Raw genomic sequence first — 18,743 nt, 5'->3', positions numbered from 1 at the left:
CTATAATCTAAAAGTAGGGGGTTATTCCTTTTGTATAGCGGACAAAATAACAGCAAATTCAAAAACTATTACAGAAACATACCAATATTTGCCCTTTTCCTTTGACTATTCTTTTCATTTGGATTTATTATAAAAGTATAACATAATTGCAGGAGGTGACATCTTTATTCCAAACCTTGGAATGGAGAACACACTTGGACATATTAAATATTTTTCTCATCTTTGTACTTATTCTTATTTCTGGCTTTTTCGTTGCATCAGAATTCGCTGTTGTAAAAGTACGAAAAAGTCGAATTGACCAACTTGCAAATGAAGGTAATAAACAAGCTTTAGCTGCAAGAAGCGTCCTATCTAATTTAGATGTTTATTTATCAGCTTGTCAGCTCGGGATTACGATCACTTCTTTAGGGCTTGGTTGGCTTGGTGAACCGACTGTGGAACATATACTACGACCGCTCTTTGAAAAAATTAATATTACTGGAACAATGGCTAACACTTTATCTTTTGTTATTGCTTTTAGTGTTATTACATTTTTCCACGTTGTATTAGGTGAGTTAGTTCCAAAGTCTTTCGCAATTCAAAAAGCAGAAGCAATCACACTCAAATTTGCAAAACCTCTTATTTTATTTGATAAAATTATGTATCCATTTATTTGGTTACTCAATAGTGCAGCTATATTTTTCACAAAACTACTCGGATTAGAACCTGCCAAAGAAAATGAACTTGCTCATTCTGAAGAGGAATTGCGACTCATTTTAGGTGAAAGTTTTAAAAGCGGTGAAATAAACCAAACCGAATATAAATATGTAAATAACATTTTTGAATTTGATGATCGAGTTGCGAAAGAAATAATGGTTCCTCGTACCGAAATGATTTGCTTATCTACTGAAAATACGTTAGAAGAAAATATGGATATCGTCGCAACTGAAAAATATACACGCTATCCAATCATTGAAAAAGATAAAGATGATATCATCGGGATGATTAATACGAAAGAAGTATTCCATGATCAAACGAAAGGTATTTATAAACCACTTGAATCTTATATACATCCTGTTTTAACAGTATTTGAAACAGTTCCAATTCGTAAAACGTTAGTCCATCTTCAAAAAAATCGCGTTCAGATGGCAATCGTTATGGATGAATATGGTGGCACTGCCGGACTTTTAACGATGGAAGATATTCTTGAAGAAATCATTGGAGAAATTCAAGATGAATTCGATGCGGATGAATCACCTATGATTGAAAAGCGTACACCTAAGCTTACTGTTTTAGATGGAAAGGTGCTCATTTCTGAAGTAAATGATATGTTTGGCCTACATATTGATGATAGTGATTTAGATACAATTGGAGGATGGCTTCTCTCTCAAGCAGTTGACTTAAATATTGAAGCTGGTTATTCCATTGAATATGCTGGTTTTCAATTTAAAGTATTAGAAATTGATGGACATCAAGTCAAAAAAGTTGCTGTACATAAACTAGATATTAAAAAGGAGCTATAAAGTGACTGTTTTATTAACAATTTGTATCATTGCCTGTTTCCTTGTTTCATTTCTCGCCTTTATTTATCCCATTATCCCTGGCATATTTGCTGTCTGGGCTGGATATTTAATTTACCATTTCGGTATAAATGGAGGAGAATTAACAACTTCTTTTTGGATTATTCAAGTCATTTTCACTCTTTTCATTTTCGTTGCTGATTTTATTGCAAATGGATATTTCTTAAAAAAATACGGTAGTTCTAAATGGGGCGAACGTGTCGGAATGATTTCTATCATTGTCGGATCGTTCTTCTTCCCACCATTCGGACTTATTATCATACCGTTTTTATCAGTATTTATAACAGAACTAGTGCATAAAAAAGCGCCAAAAGATGCCTTTCTAGTTGGAGTCGCTACTGTAGTTGGTTTTTTAAGCAGTACAGTAGCGAAAGCAATTCTCCAAATCATTATGATTGTCATCTTCTTGTGTTATATCATATTTTAACCATCCCGACTTCGGGATGGTTTTTTAATATGCAATACCTACTCGACTATTTTCATATATGTTTTTCTTACATAGATCCCATGCAAAGTGTGCTGTATCACCCACTGTAATTTTTGATCCACCTTCTGGCAATATATCTTTTTCAGTTCGATATACCTCTGTCGCCTCACCGTCTATTAAATGTGTCGGACAAACAACTGTCCAACATAAATTATTACTATTACTTAGTACCTTATATGCAGCCAAATGATCTTCTGCTGCTGTTGTCGTTTTCCTTTTTGATTCCGTTGATTGAAAACGATATAAATTTAGATCCGTTCTTGCTTGTAAAATACCAGCCGTTCCTATTGTTATGATCTTATGAACCCCTTCTTCTTCCATTTGCTTAATAATTTGTGGCATACTCTTCGCTAATGTTCCATTTTGATCCGTTCCAAGTGCACTAATTACTATATCGCTTCCTTCTATCGCTTTTTTTATATCATTTTCGTTCAATACATTACCTTCTATCACTCGTAACCTTTCATGTTGTATTTCTATTCTATTAAAATCACGCGCTAATGCAGTCACTTCAGCTGAATCCTTTAATGCTAAATTAATTATGTTTGAACCTACTCGTCCTGTTGCTCCCAATATACATACTTTCATTTGTTTTCCCCCTCTTTCATTCTCTTTCTATTTTTCAATAATATCAATCAATTTACAACAAAAAAGCTTCCTCATATATGAGAGGAAGCTTTATTATTACTTTATTTTTTCTCTTTAGAATCAGTAGACTTCTCGGTTCCGCTTGTTTCTTTATCCTTTTTATCCTCTTGTTGTGTTGTTGTGTCGTCTTCTTTCTTCTTGTCTTCACCTTTACTACAACCTACCATTAATAAAGAACTTGCAAGTGCCATAGCAGTTAATGATTTAACCCATTTGTTCATTTGCGTTTCCTCCCTGTGATAGAATATGTACAACCTCATATTACTCTCTATTTTTAAAGGAGAGATTGAAAAACAGTAAATATACGGTAAATTTTTGTAAATATTCCGATAACAAAAACTAATTTAAATTTACATATTTCATTTCCAATCGATACACAATAAAACTAATTTTTTCTCTAAATGGACATAAAAAAAACTAAGGCGCATACCATTCCGCCTTAGTTTCTCATGCAAACTTTTCATTTTCATATAGATGTGTAATCTTATATTCCTTCTTCATAACATATTGCCACACACTATAAGCGTAACGGTTCATTTTCAGGAAACAATTTTCCAAAAATGAGCGGAACTCCGGATTAGCAACTTCCACTGCAACTTGAGCAAACTTTAGAGCTAATCGTTTTAAGTGCGCAATATAACATGTTGCAATATGAATATCCCCTGTATATTTACTAACTGTTTCCTTTTCCATTTCATGCAAACCAAACTCCGTTGTTTCACAGGTTATATGTTGCACATTCTCTCCTTCTTGAAAATTTACTTGTTCATTATATGCTTGTAACATATATGGTAAATGGTGCTGTAATAGATTTTTTAATTCTTCGTCTCTGACCTTTCCAGCATACTCTCCAACCTTGTATATTAGCATATAACTATATCTCATTAACTCTTTCATACAATCCATGAAAGTGCCTCCCTTCTCTAGGGTCTATATGTTATAAATATGATGCTAAAACATTTGCTATTCTTGCTAAAAACCAATCCCATCTACTAATTTTCTCAAAATCTTCTTCAGAAAATCGTTTTGATTTATGAAAGTCTACCTTTAATCGACTCCATACTTCATCAACAACTGTTTTATCATATATGATACAGTTAGACTCACAATTTAAATAAAAACTTCTATTATCAAAATTCGCTGTCCCAATATCAACAATTTCTCCATCAATGATTGTTACTTTCCCATGAAAAAATCCATTTCGATATTGATAAATCTCCGCTCCAGCATGTAACATATCTTTCAAATATGGATAGGCAGCTTGTTTTAACAATATGGCATCACTTTTAAATGGCACGAGAATTTTCACATTAACACCACGATTTAATGCAGCTTTTAGCTCTTTCACCATTTCTTTACTTGGTACAAAATATGGTGTAGCGATAATTAAAGACTTTTTAGCCTTTTTTAAAAGTGCCCCATACTTTTCCCATAAGCCTTTTCCATTTGAAAATAAATATTGATATTTTACATTCCCTAATGTCGGTATACTTTCATGTATAGGCATTTTTTCTCCTGTATCTTCTTTCCAATCTTCGGCGAACTTTCTTTCCATATCCGCTGCACCCTCACCATGGATGCGCACGTGATAATCACGCCATGGCCCAAACTTCGGATCTTGTCCAAGGTACTCCTTTCCGATATTAAAACCACCGACGTATGATACCTTTCCATCTATCGTAACAATACGTCTATGATTTCGTTGATGCAAAGAATAGAAAACATTTTTCAGTTTCGGTTTTTTACTAAATGTAAACTTCACACCGTTTTCCTTTAATCGGCTAATTACCTTTTTCTTCAGCTTATATCCACCTATCCGATCGACTGACAATTTCACTTCTACTCCACTAGATGCTTTTTTCTCTAATAACTGTAAAAACTCTTCGCTTATTTCATCTTTTCCTACAATATAAAAATGGATATATATATACTTTTCTGCTTCGTTTATATCCTCAAATAATTTTCTATATAACTCTTCACCGTTCGTATATAGTTGAAATTCACCTAATCGAACTTGTCCTAATTCATATTCACTAGCCATTTCCTTCCCCATTTCCACATCGATGTTCATCCAAATGAATACACCTATTAAACAAAGGATTATAGCGAAAAAGTGCTTCATGGATAAATTCCTTTCTCCACTTACTGTTATTTCTATATCTTCCCTTTTTTATTACATTATCATTCAAGAAAATATGTCATTGCATGATATATGTCCATATCAAACAATAGCTCATTTGCATATTGTATGTTGTATCTTAAAATAAAAGGAGGAAATAACAATGGGCTTCGCACATGGTAATGGATTTGCGCTATTAGTCGTATTATTTATCCTCTTAATCATCGTCGGTGCTGCTTGCTTCTGCTAAGTAGCTACTGTCATATGATATGTGGATGAAAAAACTATAAAAGCGGACACCTATTTTTAGGTGTCCGCTTTTCATTTTAAAACCATTTCCGCCTGCTATTGTAACTTAAATGGCTAAACATTTATCTCAAAAGGTTAACAATGTAGCTACTTTCTTACTCTCTGCCTTACGTATATGACGCTGCTCTGCACGTAACACTGCAATACGATGTAATTCTTTCTCTTCTTCTGTTTCAGGGATAACACGCGGTACTGGAACTGGATTATTTCCCTTACTAAGTGCAACAAAAGTAACGAATGACGTTGCCGCTATACGCTTCTCACCTGAAATTAAATCTTCAGCCACTACCTTCACAAACACTTCCATCGAAGTTCTTCCCGTCCAAATTACGAAAGATTCATAACTAACACAATCTGAAGAACGAACAGGATGTAAGAAATCAACCCAGTCCATAGATGCTGTGACACATTCCTTTCTCGAGTGTCTGGATGCTGAAATAGAAGCAACCATATCCATCTCCGCTAATATCTTCCCACCAAATAGCGTGTTATGATCATTTAAATCTGTTGGGAATACCCGGCTCGTTTTGAACACCCTTGACTCATTGGCTGTTTTCCCCTTTACTTCTGTCATTGTTATCACCCCTTTAATGATCTATCCCTAATATTTCAATAATCCCTATACCAAATGAACTACACATTTAATATTAGCAACATTCAGAACTTTTAGTCCACAAAAAAGAACCGATTTTATCAATCGGCTCCTCTAAATACATATTGTTCTTTCGGCTGTTCAACTTTATTCCATTTTGTTACTTCTAATACAGGAATATTCGCATGAAACGGCTGATAAAACTCAGTAGTTATCTCTCCTTCTACTTGAATCCAGTCATCATTATTCCACTCTACGCCTTCTGGTTTTTTCACTAACATACCATATACACCAGAATCCGCTACACAGTGTATAATACCGAAACGGAATAAGAAATATTGTTCTTTTTTAGAAGAATCATCTCTAAAAACAAACCCTTTAAAAGATAATTTTTTCCCAGTAAACTCGCCAGGATAATTATAAATTGTTTCCATACCCTTTAGGAAGTCTTCATCTTTCAAATTAATATTGTCTTTCGTAACAAACTCTTTCTTCCCTTTTTCCATTACACCTCGGTATCCTTCTTTCCCGTAATAAATGCTCGTATCAGGTCTTAGAAATTGTCTTGTCATAAATGGATCCTTACTTTCTGCTTGTGCAACAGGAAAATGAAATCCTTTCGCCTTAACAATATCTGAATCTAACGTTGCAATCGGGAAAAATAAGCCTGAGATAATTGGAAAACAAAACAAGGAGTACGAAAATGCTTTTTTCCACCATGTATTCTCATCTTTTGAATGATCATGTCCGCAATGGCTATGGTCACAACTGCAATCATTTTTCTCTTTTTCCTTTTGGTGCTCTTTTTGGAAAACGACGATAATTTGTACAATCGTTAAGAAACCTAAAATAATTGCTGCTGTTGTTGATAAATAGGCATACTTCATATTGATATACTTCGTAATGTTACCGGAAATATGAAGCTGCGCAATTAATATTGTAAAACCTAATAATATATATGCTCGAAACATAACCTACCACCCCATCGCATAAATGAGTAGTGAGCTTGCATAAACAACAAGAGTAACTGTAACTATAACAACAATTACAAATTTAGTTTTAAATGTCGCAAGCATCATAAACATATTTTTAATATCCACCATCGGTCCGTAAACGAGGAACGCGACAAGTGAAGCTGTTGAAAACGTACTTTGGAACGAAGAAGCGATAAATGCATCTGCCTCTGAACAAAGTGATAATATATAAGCAAGTCCCATCATAACAGCTGATGAAGAAAACGGACCTTGTCCAATAGCAAGAAGTGTTGAAGTTTGTACAAACGTTTGTACCGCTGCTGCAATTAATGCACCTAGTACTAAATATTTTCCCATTGAGAAGAATTCCTCAACAGCGTGTGTACATACATCCCACATTTTTTTACGCAGTGGACGCTTATTATTCACTTCTGGGAAGTGATCATCTCTTAATTGATGTTCTTTAAACATAAAGGATAATATAATTCCAACGATAATGGCTACGATAATCGCTACAATAGAACGATACCATACCATGTGCATACTACTCCCAAAGGCAACGTATGTTGCAAATAAAACAACTGGATTAATAATTGGACCAGTTAACATAAATGCAATCCCTGCGTATGGTGGAACGCCTTTTCCGATTAATCGTCTTACAATCGGAACAATTCCACATTCACAACCTGGAAACAACATGCCTAAAAAAGTAGCTAATAAAACAGACAGAAATCGGTTCTTCGGCATCCATTTAGCCACCATATCTTCTGTCACGAACATTTGAATGAATCCTGAAATAAATACACCAATTAGCACAAACGGAAGTGCTTCGATCAATATGGAGATAAAAATTGTATTCATTTGCAGGAATGCTTTCGGTAATTGAAACAATTCCATGATGTATTTCCTCCAACTTTTCATTAACAATATGTAATTTTAACCCCATTTCATTAATTGGACAAGGATTATATGGCATACATAGCCTTTATATACATTACATTGTACAAGTTATATTCTATTCAAAATTTGAGATTTCATAGCAAAAAAGCTGCTCTAGCGTAGTTATATAACTATGCTAGAGCAGCTTTTTTATCGTTAAAAGTAACGTTTCTTCCAAAAAACAAAAGCTAACGTGAAAGATAGTGTTACACATATGATGAGTACAATTACAAAACCGTGGGCTTCCCCTTCAAACGGAACCTTTACGTTCATTCCAAAGAAACTAGAAACCATCGTCGGTAAAGATAAAATGATTGTAATTGACGTTAACAGTTTCATAACACTATTTAAATTATTTGATATAACGGAGCTAAAAGTATTCATCATTCCACTTAAAATGTGACTATATATTTCCGCCATTTCAATAGCCTGCTTATTTTCAATTAATACATCTTCTAATAAATCTTGATCGTCTTCATACATTTTTAAAAATGTACTATTACGCATTAACTTTTGAATTACAATTTTATTAGCCTTTAATGACGTTGTAAAGTATACTAAACTTTTCTCAAGGCCTAATAATGTGAAGATCTCTTTATTTTTCATTGACTGATTTAATTGATGCTCTAAATCAATTGTTTTTCGATTTATTTGCTTTAAGTATCTTAAATAATAAGTAGAAATCGTATATAAGAGCTGAAGTGCAAAGCGCGTCTTTTTAAACGTATAAAATTCTTTAATACGTTGATTAATAAAACGTTCAAAAATTGGATTCTCTTCTAAGCAGATTGTAACAAAACAATCCGGCATCACAATCATACCTATTGGAATCGTGTCATAAATCGAATTTCCTTCTTCGTCATGTCTAACTGTCGGAATATCCACGATAATTAAAGTATTATTGTCTTCCTTTTCAATACGAGAGCGTTCTTCATCATCCAAAGGGTCTTTAATAAAATCTAAGTCTACATTTAAAGTTTGTACTAGATATTGAATTTCTTCTTCTGTTGGATGAAGTACATTAATCCAGCACCCCTTTTGCATTTCCTCAATCTCTTGTAGTTTTCCGTTTCGGTCTGTTAAATATATATTTAACATACTATCACCCCGATTCTTTTTACATGTAGGAATCTACCTCTCTTAAATCACAGTTTTTAAACCGCCATTCTCAGCATATGAAACATACGTTTAAATTTCAATAGAAAAATTATTTTGAAAACGTTTTTATAGGAAAAATATTATAAAGTGAAACTTTAATCAGTGGGTGGCTTCATCCCCCACTGATTATTAGCCCTCACAAATCGGGCTTTTACGGGCTACCCGCCCCCAACCAAACTTCTTTTCTTTCACTGAATTTTGAGGTGAGGGTCTCACTGCCCGTTAAAGCGGGATAAACATAGAAAAAGACAGAGTGCTCTCTGCCTTAAAAGCTTATGTTGCCTTTATAACATATTTAGAAAGCATCCACAAGTTAAACCCGACTGAAATCGTATAGCCAGCGTATGTTGAAATGATAAAACTTACATAATCGAAATACGGAAGCAATACAATATTTAAAACTATCTTCACAATAATTCCAATCACTAGTCCTAGCACCGTCTTCTGCTGTTGATTGATTCCTTGTAGCATAGCAGCCGTTACTGTAAAAAGAGAAAATAATATGCAAGCAGGAGCATAATACTGTAAAATGATTCTCCCCATCTCTGGATCATTTCCAGCACCGAATAAAAGAGTATATACAGGCTTGGCTAACACCATCATTCCAATTGCCGCCGGTACCGTAATCGCTACTACTAATACATTTGTTCTCGTAAAATGTTTGTACAATAGCTTCGTATTTCCTGCTGTGTAAGCTTTCGTCATCTCTGGTACGAGAGACATACTAAAAGCTGTCGCAACGGATACCGGGATAAGCACAACCATTTGAACAAGACCAATTATCGCATTAATTTTTTCCGCTTCTCCTTGCATATACCCTATTTGTATAAGTAGTTTATTAATTGTAAATGTATCAATCGTCTGATACAACGGAATTGCTAAGCCCACCACAACAAAAGGAATAGAATATGTAAAGAGCTCCTTATAAAGCGAGAAAAAAGATTTCGTTGTTTGTGGTATACTTGCCATTTCTTTTTTCTTTAAGTGCCTTCTCCTTCTCATATAATACGCACTTAAAACAGTTAATCCACCTACCGCTCCCATAAAGGCACCAAATGTTGAAATACCAACTGCTAGCGAGACAGATGCTTTTAAAATATATAAAACGACAAAGCTTCCTATTAAAATGGTTAAAACCCGAAAAAATTGCTCTACAACGACACTTAATGCAGAAGGCCCCATCGATTGGAATCCTTGAAAGAAGCCCCTTAATAAACTCATTACTGGCACAAGTATTAACGCAAAACTTACAATTCGAATATTAGTAGTAACCGCTCCTACACTATTCCCCGTTTGATCATTCCCATCGATGACAAGCTTAGCTAAATGCGGAGCTAGCATATATAACGTAAAACACGAAATGACTCCCATTATAAACATAAACACGATTCCACTTTTCAACACTCTCTTAACCGTATGATAATCATTCAGTTGATCATATTTTGATACCATTTTTGAAACTGCAAGTGGTAATCCCATTGTCGCAATGCTGAGCATAATGGTATAGGGACGATATGCATACGTGTATAAAACATACCCACTCGTACCGACCATTGCTGTAAATGGTATAACATATATAAATCCTAACATTTTTGATATCATCGTTGCCATCGTTAAAAATATCGTTCCACGTATAAACGGTGACCCTTTCATCACATTCCTCCGCTACGCTTTATTATTACACATTATGGACAACTCCTTTTTTTTAGAACCGGAAACAAATAAAAAAGCCAATGAAAAATCATTGACTTTAACGCGCAGCTTTTTTCTTTTTGAAATACTTTAAACCAAAGTATAGAGCAATAAAAAGAACAGCTCCTATAATTATGTAATGTGTGTAATCAGATGCATACTCTTTAATTTGTCGCCAATTCCCACCAAGTTTTTCACCTAAGTATATAAATAGAATTGACCACGGAATGATCGCTACAACCGTATAAAGTGTAAATAGTTTTAATGGCATCTTAGCTAGTCCTGCTGGAATAGAGATCGCATGACGTACTACTGGGATAAAGCGCGCAGAAAATATTACGCCTGCTCCATAACGTTTAAACCAACCTTCTGCTATGTCTAAATGATGTTTATTAATAAGTAGATATTTCCCGTATTTCTCTACAACCGGACGCCCTCCGTAGTATCCAAGCCAGTATAAAAAGATTTGTGCTAAAGTACCACCAATCGTTCCGGCGATAACTGCACCAACAAAACTAATTTTACCATTCGCTACTAAAAAGCCAGCATACGAAAGTACAATTTCACTTGGGATTACTTCAATCATTAAAGCAAGAGCTACTCCAAAGTAACCTAAGCTTGCAAAAAATTGCAATAACTGATCTATTATGTTTGCTAACATGTTCTTTTTTATCTCCTTTTTTCTTCACATACCATCCCATTATTACATAAAGGCTGCAATCTGCCAATATCTTCATTTTAACAATATGTACAATTCAAGCAGGATTAATCTATTAATTTCTCTTTCTGTGGGTCTTTCATGTAGGCAAACATCTCTTTAATTTGGTCTTCTGTATTTCTAGCAATTGATAAATTAGGCAATTCATTTTCACAAAAAAACTCCACCTCTTCTGTTTCAATGCTAGTTTTCTTTTCTCCACCAATAATCTCGCATCCAATGAAAATCTTATATACATGCGTCGCCGATGGAGATGGTTGATGTTTTTCTTTATCAAATATAGCTAGTAACTTAAAATGATCTACCTCATAACCAGTCTCTTCGAAAACTTCTTTTGCTGCAACTTCGGTTGGCGTATAACCGACATCAGCCCATCCACCTGGCAATGCCCATTTCCCATCGCTTTTTTCTTTCACAAATAATAACTTTTCATTTTGAAAAACAACCGCTCTTATATCAACTTTAGGTGTTTGATAGCCTGTCTCACTTGCAAATAATTTCTCTACGACTTCCCAATCTGTTTTCGTGTAATGTGACATCATTGAAATAGAAATATCTCGTAATTGCTGGAAACGCTCAATATCATACACATCCTTAGAATACGTTAAACCCGCTTGAGCTATAGATTGTATTTGTTTTACCCAATCAATCCATTTAATCGTCATATATCCGCATCCCCATTCTCTATCAAATATATTACTTCATTTTTATTGATACATCTTTATTATACAAAAAAAAGAGATTGATAACGTTTCAATCTCTTTCAAAATTAATCCAATTCATGTAAGTGGTCTTGTATATACTTTCTTCTCTTATTTATATATTCATAAATCATATCAGCCTCTTGATCAAATGTTTCTAATTTTTCTTTCATGTATGGATCTTGTAGTAAATATGGACGAATCAATTCACACAACCCTTCTACTTTCGGCCTCATAAACGAAACTGTAAATTGATCTTCTAATATTTCTTCTAAAATACTTCGATACTGCTTTCTAAATACAGGTATGTCTAGCAATCTTGCACTTAACGTATTATACCCTTGAATGCGAATATATTCATGATTAAGTGGTCTTCCTTGTACATCTCGCCCCCAAGTCGCATCATAATCCCACGGTATAACTTCAAATAAATTTGTTTCATCGTTATGATATAGTGCGTAGTTATGAACGAAACCATCAAAGTTTTGTGTAAAAATAACTCCTGCTAACCATCTTAAATATTTATCGACATGTAGAAACTTCCCAATCTCTTTTTCATAGGCTTCCCTCGTCAAAGTATTCGCTTGAAATACAAATTCACTCAGTTGTTCTTCACTATTTTTATTCGAATATTTAAATTCATAACCCGCAAAGAGCTCTGTCTTAACATCTTTATCTCGTTCACTCATTAATGAAAAATTCGCATCATCATCTATCGCATAATAAATAGAACCACTCGGTAATCCTCTATTTTTCAAAAAATTTTCATCAACCGATTCTAACTGTAAATACACACCTTGAATTTGACCATTAATTTTTATAAATACATGTTGTGATTTTGGCGAAAGTACACCAATATCATGAAAAAAATCTAAAGATAATTTATTTCGTATGAGAGACGGATCCATAAACTCCGAATTCAAATGAAACTCTTTCGCACCTTGAAATTTTTTAGGCTTATAAAACATAACATGATAAGACTTTTTCTCAAATTCGCGAATATGAGCTCCTCGGTATACGATATCAATATCATACTTCTTTTTTCCATAAGTTAATTTTGCTGGCACTGGACTATCTGACCAAATGTCCTTTTTCAATTCCACTAAGTACATTGGATGAACAAAAAAATCATATGAAGGCAGCATGTTTTCTCATCCCTTCTCAGTTCTCTTCATTCAATGTATGCGCCTTGTCTTGTCCATACATCCGCAATCATCTATTTATATAAAATTACACTCTTGTCCTGTTCAGAAAGATGCCTACATACATATCATGTTAAGGAAAAAGAATACCTTTTCACTTTAATACATGATAAGGAGGATTTCTATGAAACGTGATATTAGAAAAGCTGTCGAAGAAATCAAAAGTGCTGGGATGGAGGATTTCTTACACCAAGATCCAAGTACTTTTGAATGCGATGATGATAAATTCACTCATCATCATTGTACAACTGGATGTAAATGTACAACTGGGGGTAAATGTCCAAGAACAAGATGTACTCGCGTGAAACATTGTACGTTCGTTACAAAATGTACGCATGTAAAAAAATGGACATTTGTTACGAAATGTACACGTGTACGTGTTCAAAAATGGACGTTCGTTACGAAAGTCACGCGTAGAAAAGAATGCGTATTAGTTACAAAACGTACTCGCAGAAAACATTGTACATTCATTACAAAATGCATACGCTTTGAAAAGAAATTTTTCTGGACAAAACGAAGTTTCTGTAAAAAATGCGAATTCTTCCCTAACAGACACGATCACTCTTGCGATGATTCATGTGATCATGGTAAAGACTGTCACGATAGCGGACACAAATGGAATGATTGCAAAGGCGGACATAAATTCCCATCTTGCAAAAATAAGAAATTCGATCACTTCTGGTATAAAAAACGTAACTGCTAGTTTTTATACCACCCAAAAAAGGCCGTTTTGCGGCCTTTTTTACATTTATTGAAAGTGACTTATATCTGCAAATTGTTTCACTTTACCAATACCCTCTTCAAATTCTATTATGCTCAAACTGGCACTATGCATAAATGGATCATCCCACACATTTTCTATTTCAATTCCCGCGAAATGCCCTACAAGTAATTTTGCTGCTGCCGCATGAGAAACAATCAATATGTTTTGTCCTTTATGCCTCTCTAAAAGAAGCTGCATCCCTTCAATTACTCTTTCATAAACGGCCTCGAAATTTTCGCCTGATGTTGACTGAAAAAGATGTGGCTCATTCCAAAATAGATGTACTTCTTCTGGAAATTGCTTTTCTATATCCGCGATTGTTTGTCCTTCCCATATACCCATGTTGATTTCATAGAAATGCTCATCCGCTATAATGGGTATATCACGTTCCCCTTTTATTAACTCTGCCGTATGAAGTGTTCTTTCGCTCGGACTACTATAGATCGCATGGATTGGTAAATCTTTCATTCGATTCCCTAATTGTTTCGCCTGAACTATACCATTTTCAGTTAAAGCAGAATTTTTTCGTCCCTGCATTCGCTTCGCTACATTCCACTCTGTTTCACCATGCCTTGTTACATATATAGTTGTTTTCATTTCTTACTCCCCCTCACCATGTTGGTCGTAATTCCCACGGTTCAACTCTCCCTACAATCCACTCCGCTCGTTTACTTTCAATCCCTTTTATAACTCCATCAGCTATCTCTTCATGCGTAAGCCATCTTCCATATGTATCTTCTAAAATAAAACCTAAAATAATTCTATAATAAATACATCGCGTACTTCCTATTTTTTGTGCAGGCATACGTGATGCTTTACTACCTAAAATATGAAATAAACTATATGTTTTAGACGACAAATCTAGTTCTTTACAAATATTTGATAGTGCATGCTTTGCACTTGTGTGTACCCATGCAACAACTAATGTGATCGGGCCATTTTTCTTAATTGTACTTTTAATAGCTAGCTTTACATCTTCATCCTTATGATAATCTAACGAAAGGCATGTAATATTTTCTGGTGCAAAACTCATTCTCTTAACATTTTCTAAATTCACTTCATCTCGCCCGATAATAGAAACATAAAATCCTTTCTCACAAAGCCACATAGAAACTTTCTTTAGCATTCCTGTTCCACCAATTACAAGTGCATGCAAATGCTATCCCTCCCTAATAAAATGTCATATGAGGTTTCTCATCCCTATAATAATTTAAACGGTCTTGCAGTGTCCCTGAGTGAAACTCAAATTTATGACCGTCAGGATCAACAAAGTATATAGATTCACAATCTCTGATATCACGTTCTCTTCCTTGTAAAATATGAACATCATTTTCTTCTAATCGCTGTATTAAACATTTAAAGTCTTCTCGTTCAACAGAAAATGCAATGTGCGTATAGGATTGATGAATCTCATTTCTCGGAATATGCGTCTCTTCATTAAGCGCTATCCATACTCCACATATGTTAAAATAAGCCAATTTTCTTCCTTTAACTAATAATTCTCCTTCTAATACTTTTTCATAAAACATAATAGAGTTTTCTAAATTAGATACCGAAAAACAAATATGATTGATTCCCCTTAACAACTATAATTCCTCCTTATACAAATAAAAGATGAGCGAAAATTCACTCATCTTTTATTATACTATTTTTTTGTAATATATGCCCATTTATAACTGAAGTCCCCACCAAACGTATGATTAGCAATACCTTTTACAAATGGCTTCTCTAAATAAGCTGTACTTTGTTGGTACGTAGGAGAAATTGCTGCGTCTTGACCAATTAAGATTTTTTCAGCTTCCGCAAGTGCATTCCAGCGTGCTTTATCATCTTTTAATAGCTCTCCTTTTGATTTCGCTACTAAATCATCATACTTCGGATTAGAATAATCCATTTCATTAAATGAGCTTCCAGTAACAAACATATCAATATAAGTCATTGGATCCGGATAATCAGGGCTCCATGCAGATAATGAGAATTCATATTGGAATTTCTTTTCTAAATCTAGCTTCTGCTTGTATGGTTGCTGTTTCAAATTCACTTTAATACCAGGCAAGTTTTTCTCTAGTTCTTCCTTAATAAAGTCGCCCACTTTTTTACGGCTACCGTTATCATCGTTTAGTAATTCAACCGTAATTGTATCTTGACCAAGCTCTTTCTTCGCTTCTTCCCATAATTTTTTTGCTTTCTCTGCATTATCTTTACTATCACGGAAGTTTTTATTTACAGAGCGGAAATCTTTTCCATCCGGACCTGTCGTAAATTTTTCAGGTACTAAGAAATATGCTGGCAATGAACCGTCATTTAAAATGACATCAGCAATTCCTTTTTTATCGTATGCTAAATCAATCGCTTCACGTACTTTTTGGTTTTTAAATGTTGCATTTTTTTGGTTAAAACGCAAGAAATATATGCGTGGATCTAACTTCGTTTTAAATTCATCTGGCTTATTCTTTTTATATTTATCAACAAATTCAGAAGTTAAAATAACTCGATCTGCTTGATCACTATCATATAAATTTACTCCCGTGCTTGTTTCCTTCACAATACTTACATTAATTTCGTCTAATTTTACAGTATCTTTATCCCAATAATTAGGATTTTTCTTCAACTGATAATTTTGTTCATGTTTCCATTGACTCATTGTAAATGGTCCATTATATAATAATTTATCTGCTTCTAATCCGTATTTATCTCCTTGCTCTTTCACATATTTTTCATTTAATGGGAAAAATGTAGGGAACGACGTAAGCTCAAGAAAATAAGGTGCTGGTTGCTCTAATTCTACTACCAACGTTTTATCATCCTTCGCTTTAACACCCAATTGATCTGCTGGTAATTCACCTTTATTTACTTTCTGTGCATTTTTCACATCAAATAAAATGAATGCATATTCTGCCGCTAATGCTTTATCTAATGTACGTTGCCATGCATATACAAAATCTTGTGCTCGAACTGGATCACCATTTGACCATTTCGCATCACGTAATTCAAATGTATATGTCTTTTTATCTTCACTAATCTTCACATCTTTTGCCATACCTGGTGTTGGTTTATTATCTTTATCTAGACGATATAAACCTTCCATTGCATTTACAAATACACGGAAAGATACAGAATCCGTTGATTTAGATGTATCCATTGAAGGAATTTCAGCTGTTTCTAGCAAATTTAAAACTTGTTTATCGGCCATTCCCTTATTCGATTCTTTCTTCGTTGTCGAAGCCTTCTCACCATTCCCACATCCTGCAACCAATACACTTGTCGTTAACGCAAGTGCAGCAATTCTTGTTGTCTTTCTCTTCATTCTTCCTTCCCCCAATCTATATGTATAAGTTAAATCCTATATAATATATTTCATTATACAAAAGATTCTGATTATTTTAAATATTTATTTTAACAAACATAGAAAAAAGCGATCGGAAATTTCTTTCCAGTCGCTTTCTTGAATAGCATTTACTTGTAATCCATCCTCTATATCAAATGGATTTTGAACTTTAAATATTTCTTCCATCAGCTTCAAAAACTCTTCTTCAGTTTTAGATTCACCATTAACCATAAGTGAGTATGGTTCCACTTCACCTAATTTATAATCGACAACAAATTGAATCTTCACCTTTTGTCTTGGCGTTCCGGTGTTATATCCTTGGAATTCTACTAATTCTAACCCTTCCGTTCCACGATAATATATCCAACCTGAATTTTGAAAATAATTTTCGAAAGATTCACCTATTGAAAAGAAAGGATATTCATAAAGCGAGCTTGTACGAACCTTTTGAATAACGTCTCGATCAGTCGGAAAAAAGAAATGACTAAAAAATATGCTAGCAACTGCTAAAATAGTAACAATTGTCGCTCCCATTTTGCTCGTTCCGCCGCTATCATTGATTAGATAGTTTTCAACTGATTTATCTTTTATTTCTCTTGCTTTTATTCGGTATATACGTCTTTCCGCAAATTGATAGTATAATCCATTTGCAAAAATCCCCATTCCAAACAGAATAAAAATGAGTAATAAAAACGTCAGAGGCACCATATTAATGATTGGCAACGCTACATTAAATCCCATATAGTACGAAAATGCATCACAAGCTACTAATAACAGCATAAATAAAGCAGCTGGTATATAATATTTACGATATCCTAGCCAGCCTATATTGAAAATTCCAGCTCCACCTAGCAATCCGCTTATTCTCAAGCTCCCATTTCCTTTGATAATACGGATATTGTCTCCCTACATATACTTCCAGTTCTTTATCTATTAACGAGCTACCTTCATCTTGTTCATTATCCAAGTTTCGCTGACAACTTGCACAATTTAACTGTTCCTCCTCGCAAGGTTGCCCACAATTTATACATTTCAAAACAATCCCTCTTCCCATCCATACGTCATTTCAAAATACCTTCGTGTTTTAATAACCACTCTTTCCTCCATAAACCACCAGCATATCCAACAAGCTTTCCACTCTTTCCTATTACACGGTGACATGGAACAATTATTGAAATTGGATTCCGACTATTCGCCCCTCCTATTGCCCGTACAGCTTTTATATTTCCAACTTTCTCTGCAATATCTAAATATGAAGCACTTACGCCGTATGGAATAGTATAAAGTGCATCCCATACATTTTTTTGAAATGCTGTTCCCTCTGCAGACAGCGGGACCGTAAACTCTTTTCTTTTCCCTTTAAAATATTCATCTAACTCATTTATACATTGTTCTATCATTTCATTTTTATTTTCTTCTTGTCGTTCATCAACAAATATAACAGACGTAATTCCTTCTTGATTCGCTGTAATTTCAAGCAAACCTACTTCGCTCTCATAATAAGCCTGGTACATATGCCATCCTCCAATTCAGTTCATATTAGTCATTGTAACA

21 protein-coding genes and 1 pseudogene are annotated in these 18,743 nt (G+C 34.3%); 4 read left to right on the top strand and 18 right to left on the bottom strand.

The annotated features are described in order from the left end of the window. The first annotated feature begins 194 nt into the window (after positions 1 to 194). Both MHH27_RS10440 and MHH27_RS10435 read left to right on the top strand, forming a co-directional pair. Positions 195 to 1,502 (top strand): hemolysin family protein, encoded by a 1,308-nt coding sequence (locus MHH27_RS10440; RefSeq protein WP_340942442.1) that lies wholly within the window; start codon positions 195 to 197, stop codon positions 1,500 to 1,502. Position 1,503: 1 nt separating this feature from the next. Beyond that, positions 1,504 to 1,986, top strand: a complete 483-nt coding sequence (locus tag MHH27_RS10435; protein WP_053564685.1) for a DUF456 domain-containing protein — start codon at positions 1,504 to 1,506, stop codon at positions 1,984 to 1,986. A gap of 24 nt (positions 1,987 to 2,010) precedes the next feature. Here the strand turns inward: MHH27_RS10435 and MHH27_RS10430 are convergent, their stop codons facing one another. The 4 genes from MHH27_RS10430 to cls form a co-directional block, all read right to left on the bottom strand. After that, complete coding sequence (locus MHH27_RS10430) at positions 2,011 to 2,634, bottom strand: NAD(P)-dependent oxidoreductase (protein WP_053564686.1); 624 nt, start codon at positions 2,632 to 2,634, stop codon at positions 2,011 to 2,013. A 101-nt stretch (positions 2,635 to 2,735) separates the two neighbouring features. Continuing rightward, complete coding sequence (locus tag MHH27_RS10425; RefSeq protein ID WP_001045960.1) at positions 2,736 to 2,915, bottom strand: hypothetical protein; 180 nt, start codon at positions 2,913 to 2,915, stop codon at positions 2,736 to 2,738. Between the two features lie 226 nt (positions 2,916 to 3,141). Next, the gene (locus MHH27_RS10420; protein WP_000340543.1) at positions 3,142 to 3,600 is read right to left on the bottom strand and encodes a spore coat protein; all 459 of its coding nucleotides are present in this window, start codon (positions 3,598 to 3,600) and stop codon (positions 3,142 to 3,144) included. 31 nt (positions 3,601 to 3,631) lie between these two features. After that, positions 3,632 to 4,816: a cardiolipin synthase gene (gene cls, locus MHH27_RS10415; protein ID WP_016512978.1), complete on the bottom strand. Its 1,185-nt coding sequence runs from the start codon at positions 4,814 to 4,816 to the stop codon at positions 3,632 to 3,634. A gap of 160 nt (positions 4,817 to 4,976) precedes the next feature. On the opposite strand from cls, the gene MHH27_RS10410 reads away from it, so the two are divergent. Next, positions 4,977 to 5,063 carry a YjcZ family sporulation protein gene (locus MHH27_RS10410; protein ID WP_000505094.1) on the top strand — a complete coding sequence of 29 codons (87 nt, stop codon included), beginning with the start codon at positions 4,977 to 4,979 and terminating at the stop codon, positions 5,061 to 5,063. A 126-nt stretch (positions 5,064 to 5,189) separates the two neighbouring features. On the opposite strand, the gene MHH27_RS10405 is transcribed toward MHH27_RS10410, so the two are convergent. The 8 genes from MHH27_RS10405 to cotH all read right to left on the bottom strand — a co-directional run bounded on the left by MHH27_RS10405 (position 5,190) and on the right by cotH (position 13,041). Further along, a complete protein-coding gene (locus MHH27_RS10405; protein WP_053564687.1) occupies positions 5,190 to 5,696 on the bottom strand; it encodes an acyl-CoA thioesterase in 507 nt (168 codons plus the stop codon). A gap of 119 nt (positions 5,697 to 5,815) precedes the next feature. Next, positions 5,816 to 6,685, bottom strand: coding sequence for a TIGR03943 family putative permease subunit (locus MHH27_RS10400; RefSeq protein WP_000488059.1), 870 nt, complete (start codon positions 6,683 to 6,685; stop codon positions 5,816 to 5,818). Between the two features lie 3 nt (positions 6,686 to 6,688). Continuing rightward, positions 6,689 to 7,585 carry a permease gene (locus MHH27_RS10395; protein ID WP_000418716.1) on the bottom strand — a complete coding sequence of 299 codons (897 nt, stop codon included), beginning with the start codon at positions 7,583 to 7,585 and terminating at the stop codon, positions 6,689 to 6,691. 198 nt (positions 7,586 to 7,783) lie between these two features. Then, a complete protein-coding gene (locus MHH27_RS10390; RefSeq protein ID WP_000932389.1) occupies positions 7,784 to 8,725 on the bottom strand; it encodes a magnesium transporter CorA family protein in 942 nt (313 codons plus the stop codon). Positions 8,726 to 9,058: 333 nt separating this feature from the next. Continuing rightward, the gene (locus tag MHH27_RS10385) at positions 9,059 to 10,438 is read right to left on the bottom strand and encodes a putative polysaccharide biosynthesis protein (protein ID WP_000678842.1); all 1,380 of its coding nucleotides are present in this window, start codon (positions 10,436 to 10,438) and stop codon (positions 9,059 to 9,061) included. 97 nt (positions 10,439 to 10,535) lie between these two features. Then, positions 10,536 to 11,138 (bottom strand): DedA family protein, encoded by a 603-nt coding sequence (locus MHH27_RS10380; RefSeq protein WP_000880691.1) that lies wholly within the window; start codon positions 11,136 to 11,138, stop codon positions 10,536 to 10,538. 104 nt (positions 11,139 to 11,242) lie between these two features. Further along, a complete protein-coding gene (locus MHH27_RS10375; protein WP_069355460.1) occupies positions 11,243 to 11,860 on the bottom strand; it encodes an NUDIX hydrolase N-terminal domain-containing protein in 618 nt (205 codons plus the stop codon). 104 nt (positions 11,861 to 11,964) lie between these two features. Beyond that, positions 11,965 to 13,041: a spore coat protein CotH gene (cotH, locus tag MHH27_RS10370; RefSeq protein WP_000937999.1), complete on the bottom strand. Its 1,077-nt coding sequence runs from the start codon at positions 13,039 to 13,041 to the stop codon at positions 11,965 to 11,967. Positions 13,042 to 13,222: 181 nt separating this feature from the next. On the opposite strand from cotH, the gene exsB reads away from it, so the two are divergent. Continuing rightward, positions 13,223 to 13,801, top strand: a complete 579-nt coding sequence (gene exsB, locus MHH27_RS10365; RefSeq protein WP_098251533.1) for an exosporium protein ExsB — start codon at positions 13,223 to 13,225, stop codon at positions 13,799 to 13,801. Between the two features lie 45 nt (positions 13,802 to 13,846). Here exsB and MHH27_RS10360 read toward each other — a convergent pair whose 3' ends face one another. The 6 genes and pseudogenes from MHH27_RS10360 to MHH27_RS10335 all read right to left on the bottom strand — a co-directional run bounded on the left by MHH27_RS10360 (position 13,847) and on the right by MHH27_RS10335 (position 18,703). Continuing rightward, on the bottom strand, positions 13,847 to 14,458 hold the full coding sequence (locus MHH27_RS10360; protein WP_053564690.1) for a phosphoserine phosphatase 1: 612 nt from the start codon (positions 14,456 to 14,458) through the stop codon (positions 13,847 to 13,849). Positions 14,459 to 14,471: 13 nt separating this feature from the next. Next, complete coding sequence (locus tag MHH27_RS10355) at positions 14,472 to 15,017, bottom strand: short-chain dehydrogenase (protein WP_098235588.1); 546 nt, start codon at positions 15,015 to 15,017, stop codon at positions 14,472 to 14,474. A 13-nt stretch (positions 15,018 to 15,030) separates the two neighbouring features. Then, positions 15,031 to 15,447 (bottom strand): FosBx1 family fosfomycin resistance bacillithiol transferase, encoded by a 417-nt coding sequence (fosB, locus tag MHH27_RS10350; protein WP_053564692.1) that lies wholly within the window; start codon positions 15,445 to 15,447, stop codon positions 15,031 to 15,033. Between the two features lie 59 nt (positions 15,448 to 15,506). Then, positions 15,507 to 17,168: a peptide ABC transporter substrate-binding protein gene (locus tag MHH27_RS10345; protein WP_098235587.1), complete on the bottom strand. Its 1,662-nt coding sequence runs from the start codon at positions 17,166 to 17,168 to the stop codon at positions 15,507 to 15,509. 84 nt (positions 17,169 to 17,252) lie between these two features. Further along, positions 17,253 to 18,243 (bottom strand): annotated as a pseudogene (locus tag MHH27_RS10340) (DUF2628 domain-containing protein). Between the two features lie 7 nt (positions 18,244 to 18,250). After that, positions 18,251 to 18,703, bottom strand: a complete 453-nt coding sequence (locus tag MHH27_RS10335) for a methylated-DNA--[protein]-cysteine S-methyltransferase (RefSeq protein ID WP_000283912.1) — start codon at positions 18,701 to 18,703, stop codon at positions 18,251 to 18,253. Between the last annotated feature and the right edge of the window lie 40 nt (positions 18,704 to 18,743).

The organism is Bacillus sp. FSL L8-0152 (genome assembly GCF_038006365.1).
Classification (GTDB): Bacteria; Bacillota; Bacilli; order Bacillales; family Bacillaceae_G; genus Bacillus_A; species Bacillus_A cereus.
Note: the sequence above shows the minus strand (reverse complement) of the source record. Positions and strands in the feature narration are given on the sequence as shown.

Coding starts and splice junctions, on each gene's coding strand:
- MHH27_RS10430 (WP_053564686.1), bottom strand. CDS start 2,634: ATGAAAGTATGTATATTGGGAGCAACAGGACGAGTAGGTTCAAACATA.
- MHH27_RS10425 (WP_001045960.1), bottom strand. CDS start 2,915: ATGAACAAATGGGTTAAATCATTAACTGCTATGGCACTTGCAAGTTCT.
- MHH27_RS10420 (WP_000340543.1), bottom strand. CDS start 3,600: ATGGATTGTATGAAAGAGTTAATGAGATATAGTTATATGCTAATATAC.
- cls (WP_016512978.1), bottom strand. CDS start 4,816: ATGAAGCACTTTTTCGCTATAATCCTTTGTTTAATAGGTGTATTCATT.
- MHH27_RS10410 (WP_000505094.1), top strand. CDS start 4,977: ATGGGCTTCGCACATGGTAATGGATTTGCGCTATTAGTCGTATTATTT.
- MHH27_RS10405 (WP_053564687.1), bottom strand. CDS start 5,696: ATGACAGAAGTAAAGGGGAAAACAGCCAATGAGTCAAGGGTGTTCAAA.
- MHH27_RS10400 (WP_000488059.1), bottom strand. CDS start 6,685: ATGTTTCGAGCATATATATTATTAGGTTTTACAATATTAATTGCGCAG.
- MHH27_RS10395 (WP_000418716.1), bottom strand. CDS start 7,585: ATGGAATTGTTTCAATTACCGAAAGCATTCCTGCAAATGAATACAATT.
- MHH27_RS10390 (WP_000932389.1), bottom strand. CDS start 8,725: ATGTTAAATATATATTTAACAGACCGAAACGGAAAACTACAAGAGATT.
- MHH27_RS10385 (WP_000678842.1), bottom strand. CDS start 10,438: ATGAAAGGGTCACCGTTTATACGTGGAACGATATTTTTAACGATGGCA.
- MHH27_RS10380 (WP_000880691.1), bottom strand. CDS start 11,138: ATGTTAGCAAACATAATAGATCAGTTATTGCAATTTTTTGCAAGCTTA.
- MHH27_RS10375 (WP_069355460.1), bottom strand. CDS start 11,860: ATGACGATTAAATGGATTGATTGGGTAAAACAAATACAATCTATAGCT.
- cotH (WP_000937999.1), bottom strand. CDS start 13,041: ATGCTGCCTTCATATGATTTTTTTGTTCATCCAATGTACTTAGTGGAA.
- exsB (WP_098251533.1), top strand. CDS start 13,223: ATGAAACGTGATATTAGAAAAGCTGTCGAAGAAATCAAAAGTGCTGGG.
- MHH27_RS10360 (WP_053564690.1), bottom strand. CDS start 14,458: ATGAAAACAACTATATATGTAACAAGGCATGGTGAAACAGAGTGGAAT.
- MHH27_RS10345 (WP_098235587.1), bottom strand. CDS start 17,168: ATGAAGAGAAAGACAACAAGAATTGCTGCACTTGCGTTAACGACAAGT.
- MHH27_RS10335 (WP_000283912.1), bottom strand. CDS start 18,703: ATGTACCAGGCTTATTATGAGAGCGAAGTAGGTTTGCTTGAAATTACA.